Genomic DNA, 17,403 nt, shown 5'->3' with positions numbered 1-17,403 from the left:
GCGAATTCATTTCCGAAGGGCCGCGCAGCGAGGCGCGCTGTGCGGCGGGTCACCTCGGCGGGGAGCACCGGATCGGTACTCGACAAGGGTGCGCTAGCCTGCATGAATGGTCGTCGTCGCTCTTCTGCTCTTCGCGCTGGCCGCGGTCGCCATCATGACCGGTGTGCTCGGGCTGCTCGGCAAGTTGCCCCGCAATCGTTTCCTCGGTGTCACCACCGAGGCGGCCCTGCACAGCGACGACAATTTCCGCATCGCCAACCGCATCGCCGCCCCGACCTCCGTCGGCGCGGGCGCCCTGCTGTTCGCAGGCGGCCTCGTGGTCCTGGTCGCGGGCGGTTTCGCCGCCCTCGGCGTAGCCGCCGCCGTCGCCGTGATCGCGATCTTCACCCTCGGCGCAGGCGCGACCGCCGCGGCCCGCACGGTAGAACCCCTCCTGCCCCCCGCCCCAGCCGGCGGCTGCGGCTCCTCCTGCGGCAGCTGCTCCCTCCGCGACACCTGCGCCCCCGCCAACTGATTCCTGGTCCCGCCGCCGCCCTTCCGGTACAACGGAAGTAGGTACTTACCGGGGGGTTCATGATGATTTTCGGAGTGGTGGTTCTCGTAGCGTTCGGTGGCGTGGTCGCCGTCAGCTTCGTTCCTTGGCTCGGCATCGCCTTGTTCGTGCTCGCGGGGGTGCTGTTCGTCGTCGGCATCGTGCAGAGCAGGCGTGAGCGGGTCCTGTTGACGAAGCCGCAGGCTCGTCGTGCCGGTGCGGCGGGTGCCAGTGGTGGCGGTTGGTCGGCGGCGGGATTCTTCGACTGGGGCGGTGGCGGTGGTGGTCACTCCGGAGATGGCGGCGGTGGTGGCGGCTGCGGCGGGGGTGGCGGCTGCGGAGGCGGCAGCTGACCAGGTGCCGCTGCTAGTTCGCGGTAAGTGAATCGCAAGGTGGCGCACCTAGATTCGGGATCGAGAGGCAGATCCCGAATCAGGAGGAGCCATGAGTTTTGTCGATCTCGTCGGCACGGTTCTCAGTGTCGGCGTCGCTGTACTGGTTGTGGCGATGGTGGTGTTCGTTCCGCTGGCCATTCTCGTCGCGATCTTGCAGGCGGCCCTCGCTTCGGGATCTCGGCAGTACCCGCCGGGCCCGCGTCAGCGCCGGAATCGGAACGACCGCTGGTCCAGTGGTAGCGACTGGACCTACAACGGTGGCTACGCGAGCGGCGGCTATTCGGGCGGCTCGTCCAGCAGCTGGTCGGACGGCGGTTCGTCGAGCAGCTGTGACTCCGGTTCGAGCTCGTCGAGCAGCTGTGGCGGGGGCAGCAGTAGCAGTTGCGGTGGAGGCGGCAGCTGCTGATATCAGCCGCCCGACGGGGCAGGCACCTGATGCGACAGCGGCGCACCCGCCGGGTTCACGTAGAGCACGAGAATGCGGACCTCGGTGGTCCCGTTGTTGCGGGCGACGTGGGCGTTGTCCGGCCCGCTCGGCTCGCGGAACAGCCGGAACCGGCGATATTCGGCAGGTCCGCGAGCAAGGTAGGGATGATCGAGCACACCACGGGTGACCAGCACGAACAACGTTCCGTCGTGGAAATGCCAGCCGCTGGTGCCGCCGGGAACGATACGGGTGCGGCGGACGACGATGTCGCGGCCCGCCAGCCGCAGGCGCAGCAGCGTACGACTGGCGGTGCCGACCGCCGGAGCCGGGTTGGCGACGAACTCTCGGGTACACCTGCGGATCATGTCGTCATGAAACCACCTCCGCGCAGCCAGGCGAGGGCAGCGTGCACGGCGCGTCCCGCCGCCGGATCGCCTACCGCGATGCGGGCGCTGCCGTCGGGATAGGCCTTGGCTTCGATCCCGGCCCGGCGCAGCGCCGTCGCCACACCGGGCCCCGGCAGGTACAGGAAGTTCGCGTGACTTTCCGGAATGTCGAAACCGCATGCCCGCAACGACAAGCGCAACACATCGCGTTCCCGATTGATGCGCTCCACCCGCTCGCGCAATTCCTCCCCTGCCGCGTAGGCGGCCCGCACGGCGGCGACCGAGGCGGTGGCGACCCCGAACGGCAACTGCTGCGCGCGGACACGCTCGATGAGCGCACCGCGCCCGACGCAGTAGCCGATACGCAGCCCCGCCAGCCCATACGCCTTGGAGAACGTCCGAAGGACGAGCATGTTCGGATGCCGGGCCAGCAGAGCATGCAGATCGAGCCGATCGCCCGCCGCGAGGAATTCGACGTAGGCCTCGTCGAGCAGCACCGGCACCCGCTGCGGCACCGCCGCGACGAACTTGCGAACAGCGCCCGCGTCGAGCACCGTCCCGGTCGGATTGTGCGGCCTGCACAGCACGACCAGCGCCGTCCGCCGGTTCACCGCGCGTCGCATGGCGGTGAGGTCCTGGTTGCCGGAGAGATCGAGCGGCACCGGGACGACCGTCATCCCGGCCATCTCCGCCATGATCGGATACCCGTCGAATGTCGGTGTGCCCGTGACGAGTTCACCGCCACCCAGGGCGCGCATCACCTGCATCGCTACCCCGGTGGCTCCGGCGCCGACCACCACGTCGGCGGAGGAGAAACCGAGATGCGTGGCGATGATCCGGGGCAGTTCCTGCGGTAGGAACTCGGGGTACCGATTGGCCTGCACGAGTGTGTCTTTCACCGCCGCGAGCACAGAAGGCAGAGGCGGGAAGGGGTTCTCGCTGAGGCCGAGGTCGAACACGGTCGGTACCGGTTCGCTGCCGAACCGCTGCGACGGGATGGTCGGCTCGACCAACCGCACACTCATCACGCCGCTCCCCAGCGCACCGCCGCCGCACCGGCGAAGTCACCCGCGTGCGCGAATGCCGACAGCAGCACAACCGAACCGTTGCGCAATCGTCCGGCCTGGTTCTCCACGTCGAGCGTCACGGGAATGCCTGCGGCGAAAAGGTTTCCGCACCGGTCGAAGGTGTCCGGATGACGGTCGGCGGGCAATTCCAGCGCGTCGTGCCAATTGCGCAGGAACAGCCGATTGGGCTGATTGGTGACGAAGGTATCGATATCGCGGCTCTTCACCCCGATCCGATCACACACCGCGAGCGCCACTTCCGGGACGAGCCGGTTGCCACGCGCGAACACTTTGGTGATCTTCGATTCGGAGAAACTCACGCACCCCTGGCCCTCACCCGGTTCCCAGTACTTACGGGTGCCGTTGGTGGTGAAGTCCATATCGCCCGCGAACTCGGGGTAGGTGCGGCATTCGATATCCAGAATCGGCGCCGAATCGTCCTTGCGCAGCAGACCGATTCCGCAACCGTCGCCGGGCACCGGGGCCTGCGCGAGTTTGCGGATATCGGGCTGGGTGAACACCGGGCCCGCGCAATTCTGGACCGCGACGATCAGCGCCGTCTTCGCGTCGCTCGTCGCCATCATCATCCGCGCCATCGCCATCATGTGCACGAAGGCCGCGCAGCCGCTGTTGTGCACGTCGAGCACCTGCGAGGGGCGCGCACCGAGCCTGCGGGCGAGCTCGGGTGCGGCGCCGAGCACCGGATTGTCGGGCAGTTGGGTATGGGTGATGATGATGTCGATCACGGTGGCGAGGTCGGCGCCGTGGCGTTCGCGCAGCACGTCGAAGGCGCGTTCGGCCATGTCGACGGCGGTTTCGTCGCGCGCCACATGGTGGCGGCCTGCGGGCGAACGGAACATCACGTTCTTGGCCATCCGCTCCGAGCGGGAGAACTGGGTGAAGTATTCGGTCGGCACCGGGTCACCGGGCAGGTAACTCGCGACATCGACCAGACTCACTGACGGCATACTCACTGCATCCACTCCGGCTTGATCGGCAGCCCGTTGGCCGCGCGGTATTCACAAATGGCCTTGAGGTTGTCCAGCTCCAGCTGGTGACCGGCGGAGAACATCTCCCAGAAATCGCCGACCCACACCGGCCGCTTCGGCGGCGCGGTCTCGGGATAACCGTTCTCGTCGTAGAAGGGGTGCTTGCAGTTCACCCACAGCACCACCGAACCGGGCTTGTGGAACACCACTTGCGCGTCGACCACCCGCATCAGGTAGATCATCCACAGGTGTTCGGACTGGTCCCAGGCACAGTGATAGTCGACGGTCATCGCGTCGGAATGGGCGACGGTGCGGGTGAAACACTTGGTCTCGTCACCGAGCCGGTCGTAGGAAAGCCACAGGCCGGGTTCGTCGGTTTCGGTGAATCCGCGCAGGCTGTAGGTCCATTCCTCGAGTGAGCGGGTGTCGGCGAGATACTCGAAGACCTCGCGTGGCGGTGCGTCGATATAGGTCTGGACCGGGCAGTAGTCACCGAAGATCTGGTCGTGCGGGTACACCGAACGCAGCATGTCCATGATGATCGGGGTCGTCGCCTCCCGATCCGAGTTCTCGATGCGCAGCACGCCGGGCACCGTCTGGCCGGGAATGTCGCTGAGTGCGGGCAGGGCACTAGTTGTCACGGTGTTCTCCTCGTTGTCAGGAAAGGAAGGGCAGGAACGGCGGGATTTCGTCGGGGTCGCAAAGGATTTCGACGAAGGACGGACCGTCGGTGGTCAGGCAGCGGCGCAGGGTCGCGTCGAGTTCGGTGGGTTCGTCGACGGTGTGGGCGGGTAATTCGGGGAACATGGCGGCGATGCCCGCCCCGAGACGCGTGGTGCGGAAACGGTTGAAGCTGTAGCGATCTCGGTAATAGATCTGTTCACGGGTGACGCACATGGCGTGCGCGTTGTTGTTGAACACCACGAAGGTGATCGGCAGGTCGTATTCGACGGCGGTGTGGATCTCCATGCCGTGCATGAAGAACGACCCGTCGCCGGCGATCACGACGGTGCGGTGGGCGGCACCGCGGGCGAACGCCGAACCGATTCCGGCGCCGAACGCGTAACCCATGCCACCCATGCCGAGTGCGACGACGAATCGTCCACCCTCGGGCACCCGTAGGTAATGCACCACCGAGGCGCCGGTGTTACCCGCGTCGGCGAAAATGTCGGCGCCCTCGGGCAGTTCGCGCTGAATCGCCTCCACGACTGTGCGGTAGCGCAGGCCGGGGCCGTCGGCGGCCGGAACGGACATGAGGGTGAGGTCGGTGTTGTGCGGTTCGGTGCGTGTAACTACGGCTGAGTCGTGATCGACCACGGGGTGGTGCCGCTCGGGACGTAGGACGGTCAGCGCGGTCGCGAGGTCGGTGCTGGTCGCGTGCGTGGCGGGCAGGTAGGGGGTCAGCGCTCCGACGCTGAGCAGGGGTAGTCCGGCGAGGGCGTCGTCGAGGCCCGCACGGGCGGTGACCGGGAGGCGGGTGCCGACCAGCAGGCAGGCACTCGCTGATTCGAGCGCCTCGATCAAGTCGGCGTGACCCATGCTGCCCGCGACACCGCAGAAGCCGGGGCCGGTGTTGGAGTACACGTCCTTCGCGTCCGGTGCCACACCGATCGAGGCATCGAGTGCCTCGACCAGTTCCGCTAGTTCGGTGCGGGCATCATCGCGGGCGACCTGATCGCCCGCGATGACCACGACCTTTCCCAACCTGCGAGCGGCGGCGAGCTGGGTGGCGACCTCGGCAAGGGTGCTGTTGATCGAGGCGAGCTCGGCCAGTGCGTTGTGCTCGTGGTCGGCGCCGACCGAGGTGACGGACTCGGCAAGCGCGCCCGGCTCGTCGATGGCGGCGGGCTCGGCAAGGGCGCTGTGCTGGTGGATGGCCGAGGTGGTCGGTCCGGTGACTGCCCGGCCGACGGTCGCGGGCCGTTGACCCTTGCTGTGTGCCGCAAGCAGATCGGGCATCAATTGCTGCTGAATATCCTTGGGAAGCAACAACACCGCAGGTCCACCGCTCTCGGCTGCCTCGATTGCCTCGGCGAACTGCCCAGGCACCTGCGCCGGTTCGGTGACACGCGCGCAATATCGGCTCACGGTCGCGAACAACGCTGCCGCGTCGAGAGATTCGGACAGACCACTGGAATCCTGGAACGCGCCGCGACCTTCCAGGCTCGTCGGCGGCTGACCGACCAGCGCGAGTACCGGCACCCGCGATGCGAACGACTCCGCCAGCCCCGCAACCAGATTCACCGCCCCACCACCCGAGGTCGCGGCGACGACCCCGAGTCCACCGGTGGTGCGCGCGTACCCGTCGGCCATGGTCGCCGCCGAGAACTCGTGTTTGGCGATGATCCCGGCCGGGTGGCCGCCCGCGTCGAAGATCGCGTCGTAGAGGTCTTCGATATTGGCGCCGTCGACGCCGAAGATCTGGCCGATGCCCCGGTCGGCCACCGCCCGCACCAGGTAGTCCACCACTCGGTCCGGCATCGGCACTCCTTCTCCGCCATGCGAAACACGGCGGTGACCACCGCCGTCACCTCGAATTACGTGGCACCCCGACGCCGAGTTCAGAGGGTGGGCGAATACCATCCCTTGTGTGTACGTATACATCTATGTATATTGAGTTCATGCCCAACAAAACGATCTACGTATCCGACGACGATCTGCCGGTGTTCCAGCGGGCACAGGAGCTCGTCGGCGGCAACCTCTCCAGCACGGTGGTCAGCGCGCTGCGCAAGCTCATCGAGGCGGAGGAGGGTCGTGCGGCCGGGTTCGACGAGGTCGTCCTGAGGGTCGGTCGCGACGGCGTGCGGCAGGTGCGCTTCCAGGGCGTTCTACTGGGCGAATGGCGCGATATGACCGACAAGCGGACGCTGCACCAGCAGGTGTATCGCAGCCGCAAGGGCAAGTTCGTGCTCGCCACCCACACCGCGAAGTGGAAGGACTACCCGTCCGACGATCTCGGTGACCTGAAGGACTGGAAGAACTGGCGGCGCCTGCTCGGCATCGGCGACCAGGCCACCGACTGGGGCGACTACGAGTACGAGATCCTCGACGATCTGAAAGACCTGAAGGACCGCATCCCCGACAACCTGTACCGCAAGGTCGAAGAAGTCACCGCGCACCCGCGCATCGAAGACCTCGACATCTAGCGCACCACAACAACTCTCATCGACACCGCGGCCCCGAGGGGCGGTGTGGCTAAAACATGCACTTATTCGCACTAATGAATGCAATCTTCTGGAAAGGGACGACCATGGTTCACCCGGCCATCACCGCCCGCGGCCTGCGTAAGGCGTACGGCGAGCACACAGTTCTCGACGGCATCGACCTCACCGTCGCCGAGGGTACGATCTTCTCCCTGCTCGGCCCCAACGGCGCGGGCAAGACCACCACCGTGCAGATCCTCACCACCCTGATCGGCGCCGACGACGGCGAGATCCGGGTCGGTGGCCACGACGTACGCGCCTCGGTCGACGATGTGCGGGAACTCATCGGAGTCACCGGTCAGTTCGCCGCCGTCGACGAGTTGCTCACCGGCCGCGAGAACCTCGAGCTCATGGGTGCCCTGAACCACCTCCCGAAGCGGGAGATCCGCAGTCTCGCCACCGAACTGCTGGAGCGGTTCGATCTCGTCGAGGCCGCCGACAAGCCGGCGAGCACGTACTCCGGCGGGATGACCCGCAGGCTCGACCTGGCCATGACCCTCGTCGGCGATCCGCGCATCATCTTCCTCGACGAGCCGACCACCGGCCTCGACCCGCGCAGCCGCCGCTCCATCTGGGACATCATCCGCACGCTCGTCGACGACCTCGGCGTCACCGTCTTCCTCACCACCCAGTACCTGGAGGAAGCCGACCAGCTGGCCGACCGCATCGCGGTGCTCGATCAGGGCCGCATCGTCGCCGAAGGCACCGCGGCGGAACTCAAACGACTCATTCCCGGCGGACACATCCGCATCGACTTCGCCGACCGTGCCCGCCTCGACGCGGCGCGCTTCGCCCTCGGTTCCTCGGCGCAGGTGCTCGAAGGCGGCGACGGCCTCACGCTCGCCGTGCCAGGTGACGGCGGCGTGCGTTCGCTGCGCGCGGTGCTCGATGTGCTCGACGCCAATCGGATCGAGGCGGGCGGCATCTCGGTGCACACCCCGAACCTCGACGACGTGTTCCTCACCCTCACCGGCAAGCCGACCACTCAGGAGACCGTGCGATGACCACCCAGACCGTCCGGCGCGATCACACGTTCGCCGACACCATGACGATGTTGCGCCGCAACATCACCCACGCCAAGCGCTATCCGAGCATGACGTTCAGCATCATCATCATGCCGATCGTGCTGCTGCTCGTGTTCAACTACGTGTTCGGCGGGGCGCTCGAAAAGTCCTCCGGCGGTGAGTACATCGACTACCTCGCCCCCGGCATGCTCTTGCTGCTACCCGCCTACATGACGGTGTCGGTGGCGGTCTCGATAGCCACCGACGCCAGCAAGGGCATCGTGAACCGCTTTCGGGTGATGGCGATCTCGCAATCCTCGATGCTCACCGGCCATGTGCTCGGCGCACTCATCCAAGCGATGGCGGGTGTCACGGTGATGACCGCTGTGGCGCTGCTCATCGGGTTCCGGCCCAACGCCAACGCTGTGGAATGGGTGGCGGCCTTCGGGTTGCTCGCGCTGGTGACCTTCGCCTTCGTCTGGCTCGCCATCGCCCTCGGTCTGCTGTCACCGAATGCCGAAAGCGCCAGCAACGCACCGTTTCCCATCGTGATGATGCCGTTCCTCGGCAGCGGTCTGGTCGCCACCGACACCATGCCGGTCGGCCTGCGTCAGTTCGCCGAGTACCAGCCCTTCACGCCCATCACCGAAACCCTGCGTGGGCTGCTGATGGGCACCGAGATCGGTGGGAACGGCTGGGTCTCGCTGGCCTGGTGCGCGGTGATCGCCGGTGGCGGGTTCCTCTGGTCGAGGACGATCTTCCGCAAGCAAACCCGCTGAGAGACAACAAGGTCCGGCCACCTCGCCAGGGGTGGCCGGACTTTCAGTTGCGTTCCAGCTCGATCGGGTGGGTGGCCAGCAGCGACAGCGGCAACGGCTGACGCCGCAACACCCCTGCCCACAGGTCGTGGCGATCGGTCGCGACCGGGTCCGACGGCAACGCCGACACCACCACCCAGTCGTCGTTGTCGAGTTCACCCTCGAGCTGACCCATCGACCAGCCCGCGTACCCGGCGAACACGCGAATGCCCTCCACCAGCGGGGCGATCTCGTCGGGATCGGCGTCCAGGTCCACGAGCACGACGCGCCCGTCCACCCGGCGCAGTCCGCGCACCTCGCCGATCTCGGCGCCGACCCGGAGCACGCCGAGACACAGCGCGGCGTCGCGTTTCACCGGTCCACCGATATAGAGCTCGGTCGGCTCGGCCACCAGGTCGGCCCACAGCGGCAACACATCGCGCACCGGGGTCTCGCTCGGGCGGTTGAGCACCACGCCGAGACTGCCCGCGTCGTTGTGCTCGATGACGTACACGACTGTCCGCCGAAAAGTAGATTCTACCAGGTCGATCGCGGACACCAGCAGGTTACCGGCACGGATGCGGGCACCGAGCTGTCCGCGCCGTCGGTCGTCGCCGTGCCCGTCGCGAGTCCGGCGTTCGTCCGGGTCGTCTCCGCGTGCCACCGGCCCATCATCGCATTGGATCGGGGTCCCGCGCTTCCCTCGACCCGGGGAGAGCCGGAAATATCTCGCCCCGACCGGCCCGGCGCTGCCCGGTAGGGTCGCGTCATGCACACGCCCGAAGTCCTGCTCGACGACAGCGACGCCGTGTACGACTACTACCTGCGACATCGGCAGAACCGGTGGAAGGCGCTGGCTTCCTACGCGGTGCTCGCCCGGCGGTTCCGGCCGAGGATCAGCTACGCCGAGGGCGCCAAGGCGCAGGTCGCCGCGCTGGTGCGCGGCAAGCGGCCGATCATCTACGCCATCAATCACCTGTCCACGAGCGACCCGTACACCGTCGCCGCCGCGGCCTGGCGGTCCCCGCTGCGCGCCAAGATCGGCCGGGTACGTGTGCTGGCCAAGGACGAGCTGTTCGCCGACCCCGAACAGCGCCGCAAGGTCGACATGATGGGCGGGATCCCGGTGTTCCGGGGCAAGGACCACGGCATTCGCGCGGTGAACGCGGCAGGTCAGCGCATGATGGACGTGTGCGCCCAGCGCCTCGACGACGGCGATCACCTCGCGGTCTTCCCCGAGGGCACCTGCAACCTCGTCGACCACAAGACGGTGCAGCCGGTCGGCAGCGGTATCGGGCACATCGCCTTCCGCGCCGCCAAACTCGGCGCCCCGCCCGCGTTGGTCGCCATCGGCCTGAGTTACGGGCCACGCCCCGCCGACGCGATCGAGCCCGGCGCCGACGAGGTGGTGTCGTCGAGCTTCTACTTCCGTACGCCCGTACTGGAGCTACCCGCGCGACCTGGCGATATCGCCCGCCTTGTCAAGGACGAACTGCAAGCCGCCGTCGACGGCGCCGTCGCAAACTACTGAGGCAGCCCGAACATCTCCCTGGCTCCCTGCGGGACCAGGGAGATGTAGCGGGGGTTCTCGGTGATGAAGTGCAGCACCATCGAACACATCGGCAGGATCTCGAACCCGTCCTTGCGGCTGGTCGTCAGCGCGGACTCGACCAGCGTGTTTCCCAACCCGCGACCCTGGAATTCCGGGTAGATCTCGGTGTGGACGAGGGCGCGTTCGGCACCGGTGTCCTGGTATTCGATGTAGCCGGCGGGGGTACCGTCGGAGATGAGTTCGAACCGCTCCAGCGCGGTATTTTCGCGGACCTCGGTCGCCATGGGTAGAAGCTACAGTGTTTGTTGGAGCGCTGGCGCGCTCGAGTTCGCGGCCCCGCCGGTCCCGACGATCAGGCACCGTGGCTTGCTCCTTCGTCGCCTACGCCACGGCACCTGATCGTCGGGACGGCCGCGAACCGCCGCTTCGCGGCGTCCCCTCCTCGAGGTCGGGGAGTGCGGGGCAGGGAAGGCGGGGTGGTGCGTTCTAGCGCAGTGGTGTTGTCGAAGACGGTGGCGGGTTCTGGGGTTTGCCCGGAGAATGTCGGGATGAGTGGTCCTCGAGTGGTGCTTGCCCCTGACAAGTTCAAGGGTTCGCTGACCGCGCCCGAGGTGGCGGCCGCGTTGGGGGTGGGAATCAGGCGCCGGGCGCCCGGGGCCGATGTGCGGGCGGTGCCGGTGGCCGACGGTGGGGACGGAATGGTGGAGGCCTTCGCGGCGGCCGGGTGGCAGCGGGTCGAGATCGACGCGCCGGGGCCGACGGGCGAGCCTTCGCGGGCGGTGTACGCGATGCGCGACGAGACCGCGGTGGTGGAGCTGGCCGCGGCGGTCGGGTTGGTGAAACTGCCCGGCGGCAGGCTCGCGCCGTTGCGGGCCGATACCTTCGGTCTCGGCGTCGTGGTGGCGCACGCGCTGGACGCGGGGGCGCGCGAGATCGTGCTCGGGCTCGGAGGCAGTGCCTCGACCGATGGTGGGTCGGGTCTGCTGCGGGCACTCGGCCTGCGCCTGCTCGACGAGAACAACGACGAACTGGACGGCACCGCGATGGATGTCGTCACCCTGCTGAGCCGGGTGGCGGCCGTCGACCGGGCCGGCCTGCATCCCGCTGTCGCGCGGGCACGGTTCACCCTCGCCTGCGATGTCGACAACCCGCTGCTCGGCCCGGCCGGTGCGGTGGCGGTGTACTCGCCGCAGAAGGGCGCCGACCGGCACATGATGGTGAAACTCGAAGCGGCACTGACGAATTGGGCTGCCATCCTGGGCACCGGCTATGCCGAGATCGGGGGCGCGGGCGCGGCGGGCGGCACCGGTTTCGGGGCGCTGGCTGTCCTCGGCGCCGAGGTGCGCAGTGGCATCGACGTGCTGCTCGAGCTGCTGGAATTCACCGCGCTGGTCAAGGGGGCGACGCTGGTGGTGACGGGTGAAGGGTCGCTCGATCACCAGAGCATGCACGGCAAGGCACCGGTGGGTGTCGCGGCGGCGGCCAACGCGGCGCGGGTGCCGGTGGTGGCGGCGGTGGGGCGAACGATGCTGTCGCCGGGCGAGATTCGCGCCGCCGGGTTCGCCGCCTGCTATCCGCTCAGCGAATTGGAACCCGACGCGGCGCGGTCGATGCTGACCGCCGGGAAGCTACTCGAGCGCATCGGCGAGCGCATCGCCCGCGAACACCTGTAGCCCTGTCACACCAGCACGGCGCGGTGCCGGTCGCCCCACGCCTCGAGCGGGGCGAGCGCGTCGCGCAATGTTTCGCCGAGCGGGGTCAGCGAGTATTCGACGCGCGGCGGAATCTCCGGGAAGATCTCGCGACGCACCACCCCGGCCGCCTCGAGATGGCGCAAGTTCTCGGTGAGCACCTTCTCGCTCACCCCGTCGAGCAGCCGCCGGATGTTGCCGAATCGCTGCGGCCCCTCGCCGAGCACCCACATCAGGTGCAGTTTCCATTTGCCACCGACCACGTCGATAGCCAGGCTCATACCACACACCTGGTGATCTGCGTCACTGCTCATCGTCTGCGCACCCTTCTGACCGTATTTCGAACCTATAGGTAAGCAACCGCACTGCGACGTGCGGTCTTCCCGCGCGCTGCCGACGCCGACACCATGGAAACCGGCGCCGAACCAATCCGTATCGAAAAAGCGAAGGGCTACACCATGAGTACCCGATCAGTTTCCGTTCTCGGCCTGGGCCCGATGGGTCAGTCCATGGTCAAGGCCTTCCTCGAGGCGGGCGTCGAGGTGACCGTGTGGAACCGCAGCACCGCCAAGGTCGACGCCATGGTCGCCCTCGGCGCCAAGCGGGCCGAGACCGTCGCCGAGGCGCTCGACGCCAATGAGGTGTCGGTGCTCAGCCTCACCCACTACGACGCCATGTACGACGTGCTCGGCCAGGCGGTCGACCACCTGCCCGGCAAGGTGATCGCCAACCTGTCCTCCGATTCGCCGGAGAAGGCGCGGGCGGGTGCGAAGTGGGTGCGTGAGCGTGGCGCCGAGTTCTTCTCGGGTGGGGTGATGTCGGCGGGCGACAATATCGCCCATCCCGCGTCCTACATCTTCTACAGCGGCCCCAAGGCGGTGTTCGACGCGCACGCCGACCTGCTGCGCCCGCTGAGCCCGCAGGAGTACCTCGGCGCCGACGACGGCCTGGCGCAGGTCTTCTACCAGGCGTTGCTGGTGATCTTCCACCCCTGGCTGCTCGCCTTCGACCAGGCCACCGCCGTGATCTCGAAGTCCGGTCACGACATCGCCCAGTTCGTTCCGTTCGCGGTCCGCGCCAGCGAGGCGTTCCCGTACTTCATGGAGCAGTTCTCGGTGGCGAACCAGAACGGCGGCTGGGCCGACCTGGCCGGCCTGAAGATGATGGACGCCGGCGCGCAGCACATCATCGACGCCAGCGAGGAAGTCGGTGTCGATGCCGCGTTCTCGCACCTGGCGCAGTCGTTCTGGCGCAAAGCCATCGCGGCCAGTGAGGCCGCGGGCAAGCCTGTGTCGACCTATGAGCTGATGCGCGGCGAGAACTCCTGAGACAGCGGCGAAACCGTCCGACGTGGGGTCGGACGGTTCGCTCGTTCTAGGCCGTTCCGGTGCCGAGCCGGGGGAAGGGCTCGGTGGAGAACACCACCTCCACGGCTACCTCGAAATAGGCCGCGATGCGCAGCGCCAGGTGCAGGCTCGGGCTGTATTCGCCGCGTTCGAGGTAGCCGATGGTCTGGTAGTGCACGCCGAGTGCTTCGGCGAGGTCCCGCCGGGAGATGCCACGCTCGGCGCGCAACATCGCGATGCGGTTGTAGATGACCTCAGAAGGCACGCTGCATCGCCTTTTCCCGTCGCGTCGCCATGGTGGCACCCGACTCGTGCTTGGCCATCCGCCGCAGCACGAGGGGTGCGAGGGCCAGGCCGACGACAGCCCAGATGCCGAGTACCCCAACTGTTTCCAGATGCCGCCAGGACTGGTCGAGTTCGATGCCGACGGCCTCGCCCGGCAACAGCGCCGAGCGCATGCCGAGGGCGAGCCAGTACATCGGGAACAGCTGGCCGAGCACCTGCAACCAGCCGGGCAGCGCCGTGATCGGGTAGAAGACGCCGGAGATCGCGATCAGGCCCATCAGCGGGATGGTCAGCAGGAAGGCCGTCCTGGTGTCGAGCACGCTGCCGAGGATGGCGCCGATCGGCAGCACGGCCAGCAGACCGAGCGCGAGCACCCACGCGAAGGTCGCCACCGCGCCGGGTCCGCTCAGCGACGAGCCGCCGATGATCGCCATTCCCACACCGAGCACGATAACCACCTGCGCCACCACCGCCCCCGTTGTGCTCACGATTTTGCCGACGAAGTAGCCGACCATGCCCTTGGGCACCGCTTTGGCCCGCAGCAGCGTGCCGTCCTCGCGGTCGAGCACCAGCACATTGAGGATGGCGTACATCCCGTTGAAGGCGATGATGCTGCCGAGCAGGCCGGGTACCGCCAGCTCGGCGATACCGAGCCCGCTGTCGCCGTAGTCGCGGTCGCGCAGCAGGAACAGCACTCCGAGAGTGATTGCCGGGGTGAGGAATTGGCCGATCAGATCGGGTGCGTTGGTGTAGACCTGCCGCAGTTCGATCAGGCCGCGGGCGAAACCGGCGCGCAGAGCGGTGTTCATCGGGTCACCTCCGTGAGGGCGTGGACGGTCGCGCCGGACTCGGCGCGCCGGACCAGGGCCATATAGGTGTCTTCCAGCGAGGCGCGGCGCACCTCGAGGTCGGCGATGTCGGCGCCGTGCTGGGTGAACAGCTCGTGCACGAACTTGGTCGACTCGGTGGTGGTGTGCACGAACCGCTGCTCGTCGACGGTCCAGCTCACCTGCGCTTCCCCCGCGATCGAGCGGGCGAGCGCGTCGGGTGACCCGTCGGCGATCACCCGCCCACCGGCCAGGATCAGGATGCGGTCGGCCAGCTTCTCCGCCTCGTCGAGATCGTGGGTGGTGAGCAGGACGGTGGTGTTCTCCAGATGGGCCAGCCGGTGCACCAGGTCGTGGAAGTCGCGGCGCGCGGCCGGGTCGAAACCGGCGGGCGGCTCGTCCATGAACAGCAGTTCGGGCCTGCCGACGATGCCGATGGCCACATCGAGCCTGCGGCGCTGCCCGCCCGAGAGGGTGGCGATCTTCGCGCCCGCCTGCTCGGTGAGGCCGACGAGTTCGATGAGTTCGTCTGTTTCCCAGGGCCGTTGGATTTTCGCCGTGGCGTAGGGGTGATAGTAGGTGCCGAGGTGCTGAAGTAGTTCGCGCACACGCCATTTCGCGTGGTCGCGCCAGGACTGCAACACCACCCCCACCCTGGCGCGCCAGTGTTCGTCACCGTGTTCGGGATCGGCCCCCAGCACATCGACCTGACCGGCCGACCTCCTGCGGAACCCCTCGAGGATCTCGATCGTGGTGGTTTTGCCCGCGCCGTTCGGCCCGAGCATGACGAGCACCTCCCCGCGCGTGGCCTGAAATGTCACATCGTGCAGCACATCCGCCTCGTCGTAGCGCATCCGCAACCGCTGGACGTCGAGAACGACGCCGTTACTCGAAGCCATGATTCCTCCCAGTCATCGACCTTCGATGAGATGTAGCATAGGTACTACATTTCATCGTGGCAATGCTTTCGCGAAATCGGGCAAATCGGATCTCGATGCTCGCTCCTGATCGAAGGCTGACATGCTTGGGGCATGGAGAACGCGAGTCGCTACCTGGCTCCCTCGGGTATCGAGGCGACACTGCTCGGAGTCGTCAATTGGCTGCCGAGACTCGGCATCAGCATCATGGGTTCGCGGCTGCTCGCCGTGCGCGGCCGCACCAGCGGCGAATGGCGCACCACCATGGTGAACGTGCTCACCGACGCCGACGGCACGCGTTATCTGGTCGCGCCGCGCGGCCACACCCAGTGGGTGCGCAATCTGCGCGTCGCGGGTGGGGGCGAACTGCGACTCGGCCGCAAGGCCGAAACCTTCTCGGCCACCGAGGTTCCCGATGCGGACAAGGTGCCGGTACTGCGCCTCTACCTGAAGAAATTCGGCTGGGAGGTCGGCGCCTTCTTCGAGGGGGTCGGCAAGGATTCGACCGACGAGGAACTCGCCGCGATCGCGCCGGGATTCCCCGTCTTCCGCCTGGCCTAGACCCGCGTACTCAGGAACTCGATCGCCGCCGCGTAACCCTGGATGCCGAGTCCGGCGATGACGGCGGTGGCGATGGGGGAGACGAAGGAGTGGTGCCGGAATTCCTCGCGGGCATGCACATTGCTGATGTGCACCTCGACGATCGGGATCTCCGGGATCACCAGGGCATCGCGCAGGGCGACCGAAGTATGGGTGAGGCCACCGGGATTCACGACGATGGCCGACTCGACGCCGCGCGCCTGATGGATCCGATCGATCAGGGCGCCTTCGTGATTGGACTGGAAGGCCACCACCTCGCGCCCGAAGCGGGCCGCCGTGCGCTCGCAGAGGGCGACCACGTCGTCGAGGGTGTCGGAACCGTAGATCTGTGGTTGACGGGTGCCGAGCATGTTCAGGTTCGGCCCGTTCAGTACGAGAATCGGACCGGTGGCCTGCACGGACGTCTCCATGCGTCGAGCCTAACCCGCGGCCCCGGCCTCGGGCCGTCGCACCGTCGCCGGGTCGGACGTCGCGTGTGCCGGGACCGCGGAACTCAGAGGCCGGTAGGGCCTTCCGCGCGTAGGTCGTCCACTTTGCGCATGGCTTCGCGCAATTCGGCCAACCAGCTCTCGGCGTGCTTGCCCGCCAGCTTCACCGTCCAGGCCAGCGCGTCGGCGCGGGAACGGGCCACCCCCGCGTCGATCAGGGTGTCGAGCACCTGGCGCTCGGGCTGGCGCAGGCGCGTCATCACCGGAACGGCCAAGTGCGTGAACAGGATTCGTTCACCGTTCACCCGCACGCCCCAGGCGACACTTCGCCCGTACCGGCGCTGAGCCTCGTCGGCGATGCGCATACGCGCCGGGCGGGTCGACTCGCGGAAACGGGCGAGCGCGCCCTCGCGGGTCGCCGCCGAGGCGGGTGCGTCCGCGTCGCCGGGATCGGGGAGTTCGCCGACGACGACGATCTCGTCGCGGTCGATCTCGAGTTCGGGCGGGCCGGTGAACCAGTCGGCGGGCAATCGCCCGGCGAACCAGTCGGCGGCGTCGGCCGCGTCGGGTAGGTCGGCCTGTTGCCAGCCGCCGGGACGGCCGAATCCGCGTTCGCGATGGGCGTTGCGCATGATGATCACCTGCTGTCGGAGAGTGCATGTGTTGCAGTGATTACAAGATTACGCCGAAATTCGGGTGCGCGATTGTGCCGTGGGTGAACGCGAAATCGGACGGCCGGTGGCGCGCGATTGGTTGTCGGTGCCGATGGGTACCCTCGCTGTGAATCGCCAGACGATGCGAGATACTCACAAGTGTGTGGGCCTGCCGGTACGGTAAGCGCGCCAGTTGTTGCCACTGGCAGGGCGAGGTTCGAAATCACCCCCTCACGGGGTCGGAGTTCGGGCACAATCGAGGTGCTGAGGTCGGATAGCGTCCCGTTTACCGGGGCATCGGAGA

At 67.4% G+C, this 17,403-nt stretch carries 23 protein-coding genes; 10 read left to right on the top strand and 13 right to left on the bottom strand.

The features are described from left to right. Window positions 1-106 precede the first annotated feature (106 nt). The 3 genes from ACWEVR_RS16255 (at window position 107) to ACWEVR_RS16245 (ending at window position 1,333) form a co-directional block, all read left to right on the top strand. Window positions 107-514 carry an SdpI family protein gene (locus ACWEVR_RS16255; RefSeq protein ID WP_452467567.1) on the top strand — a complete coding sequence of 136 codons (408 nt, stop codon included), beginning with the start codon at window positions 107-109 and terminating at the stop codon, window positions 512-514. A gap of 74 nt (window positions 515-588) precedes the next feature. Further along, window positions 589-885 carry a hypothetical protein gene (locus ACWEVR_RS16250; protein ID WP_439265914.1) on the top strand — a complete coding sequence of 99 codons (297 nt, stop codon included), beginning with the start codon at window positions 589-591 and terminating at the stop codon, window positions 883-885. A gap of 91 nt (window positions 886-976) precedes the next feature. Then, window positions 977-1,333 (top strand): hypothetical protein, encoded by a 357-nt coding sequence (locus ACWEVR_RS16245; RefSeq protein WP_452467566.1) that lies wholly within the window; start codon window positions 977-979, stop codon window positions 1,331-1,333. A 2-nt stretch (window positions 1,334-1,335) separates the two neighbouring features. Here ACWEVR_RS16245 and ACWEVR_RS16240 read toward each other — a convergent pair whose 3' ends face one another. The 5 genes from ACWEVR_RS16240 to ACWEVR_RS16220 are packed head-to-tail and all read right to left on the bottom strand — an operon-like array spanning window position 1,336 to window position 6,277. Next, entirely contained in the window at window positions 1,336-1,719 is a 384-nt protein-coding gene (locus ACWEVR_RS16240) for a hypothetical protein (RefSeq protein ID WP_452467565.1), read from the bottom strand. Further along, the gene (locus ACWEVR_RS16235; RefSeq protein WP_452467564.1) at window positions 1,716-2,765 is read right to left on the bottom strand and encodes an aminotransferase class I/II-fold pyridoxal phosphate-dependent enzyme; all 1,050 of its coding nucleotides are present in this window, start codon (window positions 2,763-2,765) and stop codon (window positions 1,716-1,718) included. The genes ACWEVR_RS16240 and ACWEVR_RS16235 overlap by 4 nt, the downstream gene beginning before the upstream one ends. Then, window positions 2,765-3,775 carry a 3-oxoacyl-ACP synthase III family protein gene (locus ACWEVR_RS16230; protein ID WP_452467563.1) on the bottom strand — a complete coding sequence of 337 codons (1,011 nt, stop codon included), beginning with the start codon at window positions 3,773-3,775 and terminating at the stop codon, window positions 2,765-2,767. Before ACWEVR_RS16230 ends, ACWEVR_RS16235 begins: the two co-directional genes overlap by 1 nt. 2 nt (window positions 3,776-3,777) lie before the next feature. Then, window positions 3,778-4,437 (bottom strand): hypothetical protein, encoded by a 660-nt coding sequence (locus tag ACWEVR_RS16225; protein ID WP_067497704.1) that lies wholly within the window; start codon window positions 4,435-4,437, stop codon window positions 3,778-3,780. Between the two features lie 16 nt (window positions 4,438-4,453). Then, window positions 4,454-6,277 (bottom strand): thiamine pyrophosphate-binding protein, encoded by a 1,824-nt coding sequence (locus tag ACWEVR_RS16220; protein WP_452467562.1) that lies wholly within the window; start codon window positions 6,275-6,277, stop codon window positions 4,454-4,456. 140 nt (window positions 6,278-6,417) lie between these two features. Here ACWEVR_RS16220 and ACWEVR_RS16215 point away from each other — a divergent pair, with 140 nt between their 5' ends. The 3 genes from ACWEVR_RS16215 (at window position 6,418) to ACWEVR_RS16205 (ending at window position 8,782) form a co-directional block, all read left to right on the top strand. Next, window positions 6,418-6,942, top strand: a complete 525-nt coding sequence (locus ACWEVR_RS16215) for an EXLDI protein (RefSeq protein WP_452467561.1) — start codon at window positions 6,418-6,420, stop codon at window positions 6,940-6,942. Window positions 6,943-7,046: 104 nt separating this feature from the next. Beyond that, on the top strand, window positions 7,047-8,003 hold the full coding sequence (locus tag ACWEVR_RS16210) for an ATP-binding cassette domain-containing protein (RefSeq protein ID WP_452467560.1): 957 nt from the start codon (window positions 7,047-7,049) through the stop codon (window positions 8,001-8,003). Continuing rightward, complete coding sequence (locus ACWEVR_RS16205) at window positions 8,000-8,782, top strand: ABC transporter permease (RefSeq protein WP_452467559.1); 783 nt, start codon at window positions 8,000-8,002, stop codon at window positions 8,780-8,782. Before ACWEVR_RS16210 ends, ACWEVR_RS16205 begins: the two co-directional genes overlap by 4 nt. A gap of 43 nt (window positions 8,783-8,825) precedes the next feature. Here ACWEVR_RS16205 and ACWEVR_RS16200 read toward each other — a convergent pair whose 3' ends face one another. Further along, the gene (locus tag ACWEVR_RS16200) at window positions 8,826-9,464 is read right to left on the bottom strand and encodes a YqgE/AlgH family protein (RefSeq protein WP_452467558.1); all 639 of its coding nucleotides are present in this window, start codon (window positions 9,462-9,464) and stop codon (window positions 8,826-8,828) included. A 105-nt stretch (window positions 9,465-9,569) separates the two neighbouring features. On the opposite strand from ACWEVR_RS16200, the gene ACWEVR_RS16195 reads away from it, so the two are divergent. Further along, window positions 9,570-10,331 carry a lysophospholipid acyltransferase family protein gene (locus tag ACWEVR_RS16195; RefSeq protein ID WP_452467557.1) on the top strand — a complete coding sequence of 254 codons (762 nt, stop codon included), beginning with the start codon at window positions 9,570-9,572 and terminating at the stop codon, window positions 10,329-10,331. Here ACWEVR_RS16195 and ACWEVR_RS16190 read toward each other — a convergent pair. Beyond that, complete coding sequence (locus ACWEVR_RS16190) at window positions 10,325-10,636, bottom strand: GNAT family N-acetyltransferase (RefSeq protein ID WP_452467556.1); 312 nt, start codon at window positions 10,634-10,636, stop codon at window positions 10,325-10,327. The two genes, ACWEVR_RS16195 and ACWEVR_RS16190, sit on opposite strands and share 7 nt — an antisense overlap. A 264-nt stretch (window positions 10,637-10,900) precedes the next feature. Here ACWEVR_RS16190 and ACWEVR_RS16185 point away from each other — a divergent pair, with 264 nt between their 5' ends. Further along, window positions 10,901-12,025: a glycerate kinase gene (locus tag ACWEVR_RS16185; RefSeq protein WP_452467555.1), complete on the top strand. Its 1,125-nt coding sequence runs from the start codon at window positions 10,901-10,903 to the stop codon at window positions 12,023-12,025. A gap of 5 nt (window positions 12,026-12,030) precedes the next feature. Here ACWEVR_RS16185 and ACWEVR_RS16180 read toward each other — a convergent pair whose 3' ends face one another. Beyond that, window positions 12,031-12,357, bottom strand: a complete 327-nt coding sequence (locus ACWEVR_RS16180; protein WP_067497730.1) for a winged helix-turn-helix transcriptional regulator — start codon at window positions 12,355-12,357, stop codon at window positions 12,031-12,033. A 144-nt stretch (window positions 12,358-12,501) separates the two neighbouring features. Between ACWEVR_RS16180 and ACWEVR_RS16175 the strand changes: the two genes are divergently transcribed. After that, a complete protein-coding gene (locus tag ACWEVR_RS16175; RefSeq protein WP_067497797.1) occupies window positions 12,502-13,371 on the top strand; it encodes an NAD(P)-dependent oxidoreductase in 870 nt (289 codons plus the stop codon). A gap of 46 nt (window positions 13,372-13,417) precedes the next feature. Here the strand turns inward: ACWEVR_RS16175 and ACWEVR_RS16170 are convergent, their stop codons facing one another. From ACWEVR_RS16170 to ACWEVR_RS16160, 3 genes are read right to left on the bottom strand one after another with little or no spacing between them, the layout of a single operon-like run. Then, on the bottom strand, window positions 13,418-13,654 hold the full coding sequence (locus tag ACWEVR_RS16170; RefSeq protein ID WP_067643518.1) for a helix-turn-helix transcriptional regulator: 237 nt from the start codon (window positions 13,652-13,654) through the stop codon (window positions 13,418-13,420). Continuing rightward, window positions 13,644-14,483, bottom strand: coding sequence for an ABC transporter permease (locus ACWEVR_RS16165; protein WP_452467554.1), 840 nt, complete (start codon window positions 14,481-14,483; stop codon window positions 13,644-13,646). Before ACWEVR_RS16165 ends, ACWEVR_RS16170 begins: the two co-directional genes overlap by 11 nt. After that, entirely contained in the window at window positions 14,480-15,400 is a 921-nt protein-coding gene (locus ACWEVR_RS16160) for an ABC transporter ATP-binding protein (protein WP_452467553.1), read from the bottom strand. The genes ACWEVR_RS16165 and ACWEVR_RS16160 overlap by 4 nt, the downstream gene beginning before the upstream one ends. A 132-nt stretch (window positions 15,401-15,532) precedes the next feature. On the opposite strand from ACWEVR_RS16160, the gene ACWEVR_RS16155 reads away from it, so the two are divergent. Beyond that, a complete protein-coding gene (locus tag ACWEVR_RS16155; protein ID WP_378670354.1) occupies window positions 15,533-15,979 on the top strand; it encodes a nitroreductase/quinone reductase family protein in 447 nt (148 codons plus the stop codon). On the opposite strand, the gene aroQ is transcribed toward ACWEVR_RS16155, so the two are convergent. Together aroQ and ACWEVR_RS16145 are read right to left on the bottom strand one after the other, a co-directional pair. After that, window positions 15,976-16,428 (bottom strand): type II 3-dehydroquinate dehydratase, encoded by a 453-nt coding sequence (gene aroQ / locus ACWEVR_RS16150; RefSeq protein ID WP_452467552.1) that lies wholly within the window; start codon window positions 16,426-16,428, stop codon window positions 15,976-15,978. The two genes, ACWEVR_RS16155 and aroQ, sit on opposite strands and share 4 nt — an antisense overlap. 83 nt (window positions 16,429-16,511) lie before the next feature. Next, on the bottom strand, window positions 16,512-17,078 hold the full coding sequence (locus ACWEVR_RS16145) for a hypothetical protein (protein WP_067497800.1): 567 nt from the start codon (window positions 17,076-17,078) through the stop codon (window positions 16,512-16,514). Window positions 17,079-17,403 lie beyond the last annotated feature (325 nt).

It is taken from the genome of Nocardia sp. NPDC003979 (assembly GCF_053605015.1).
This window is presented reverse-complemented; position numbering and strand designations above follow the sequence as displayed.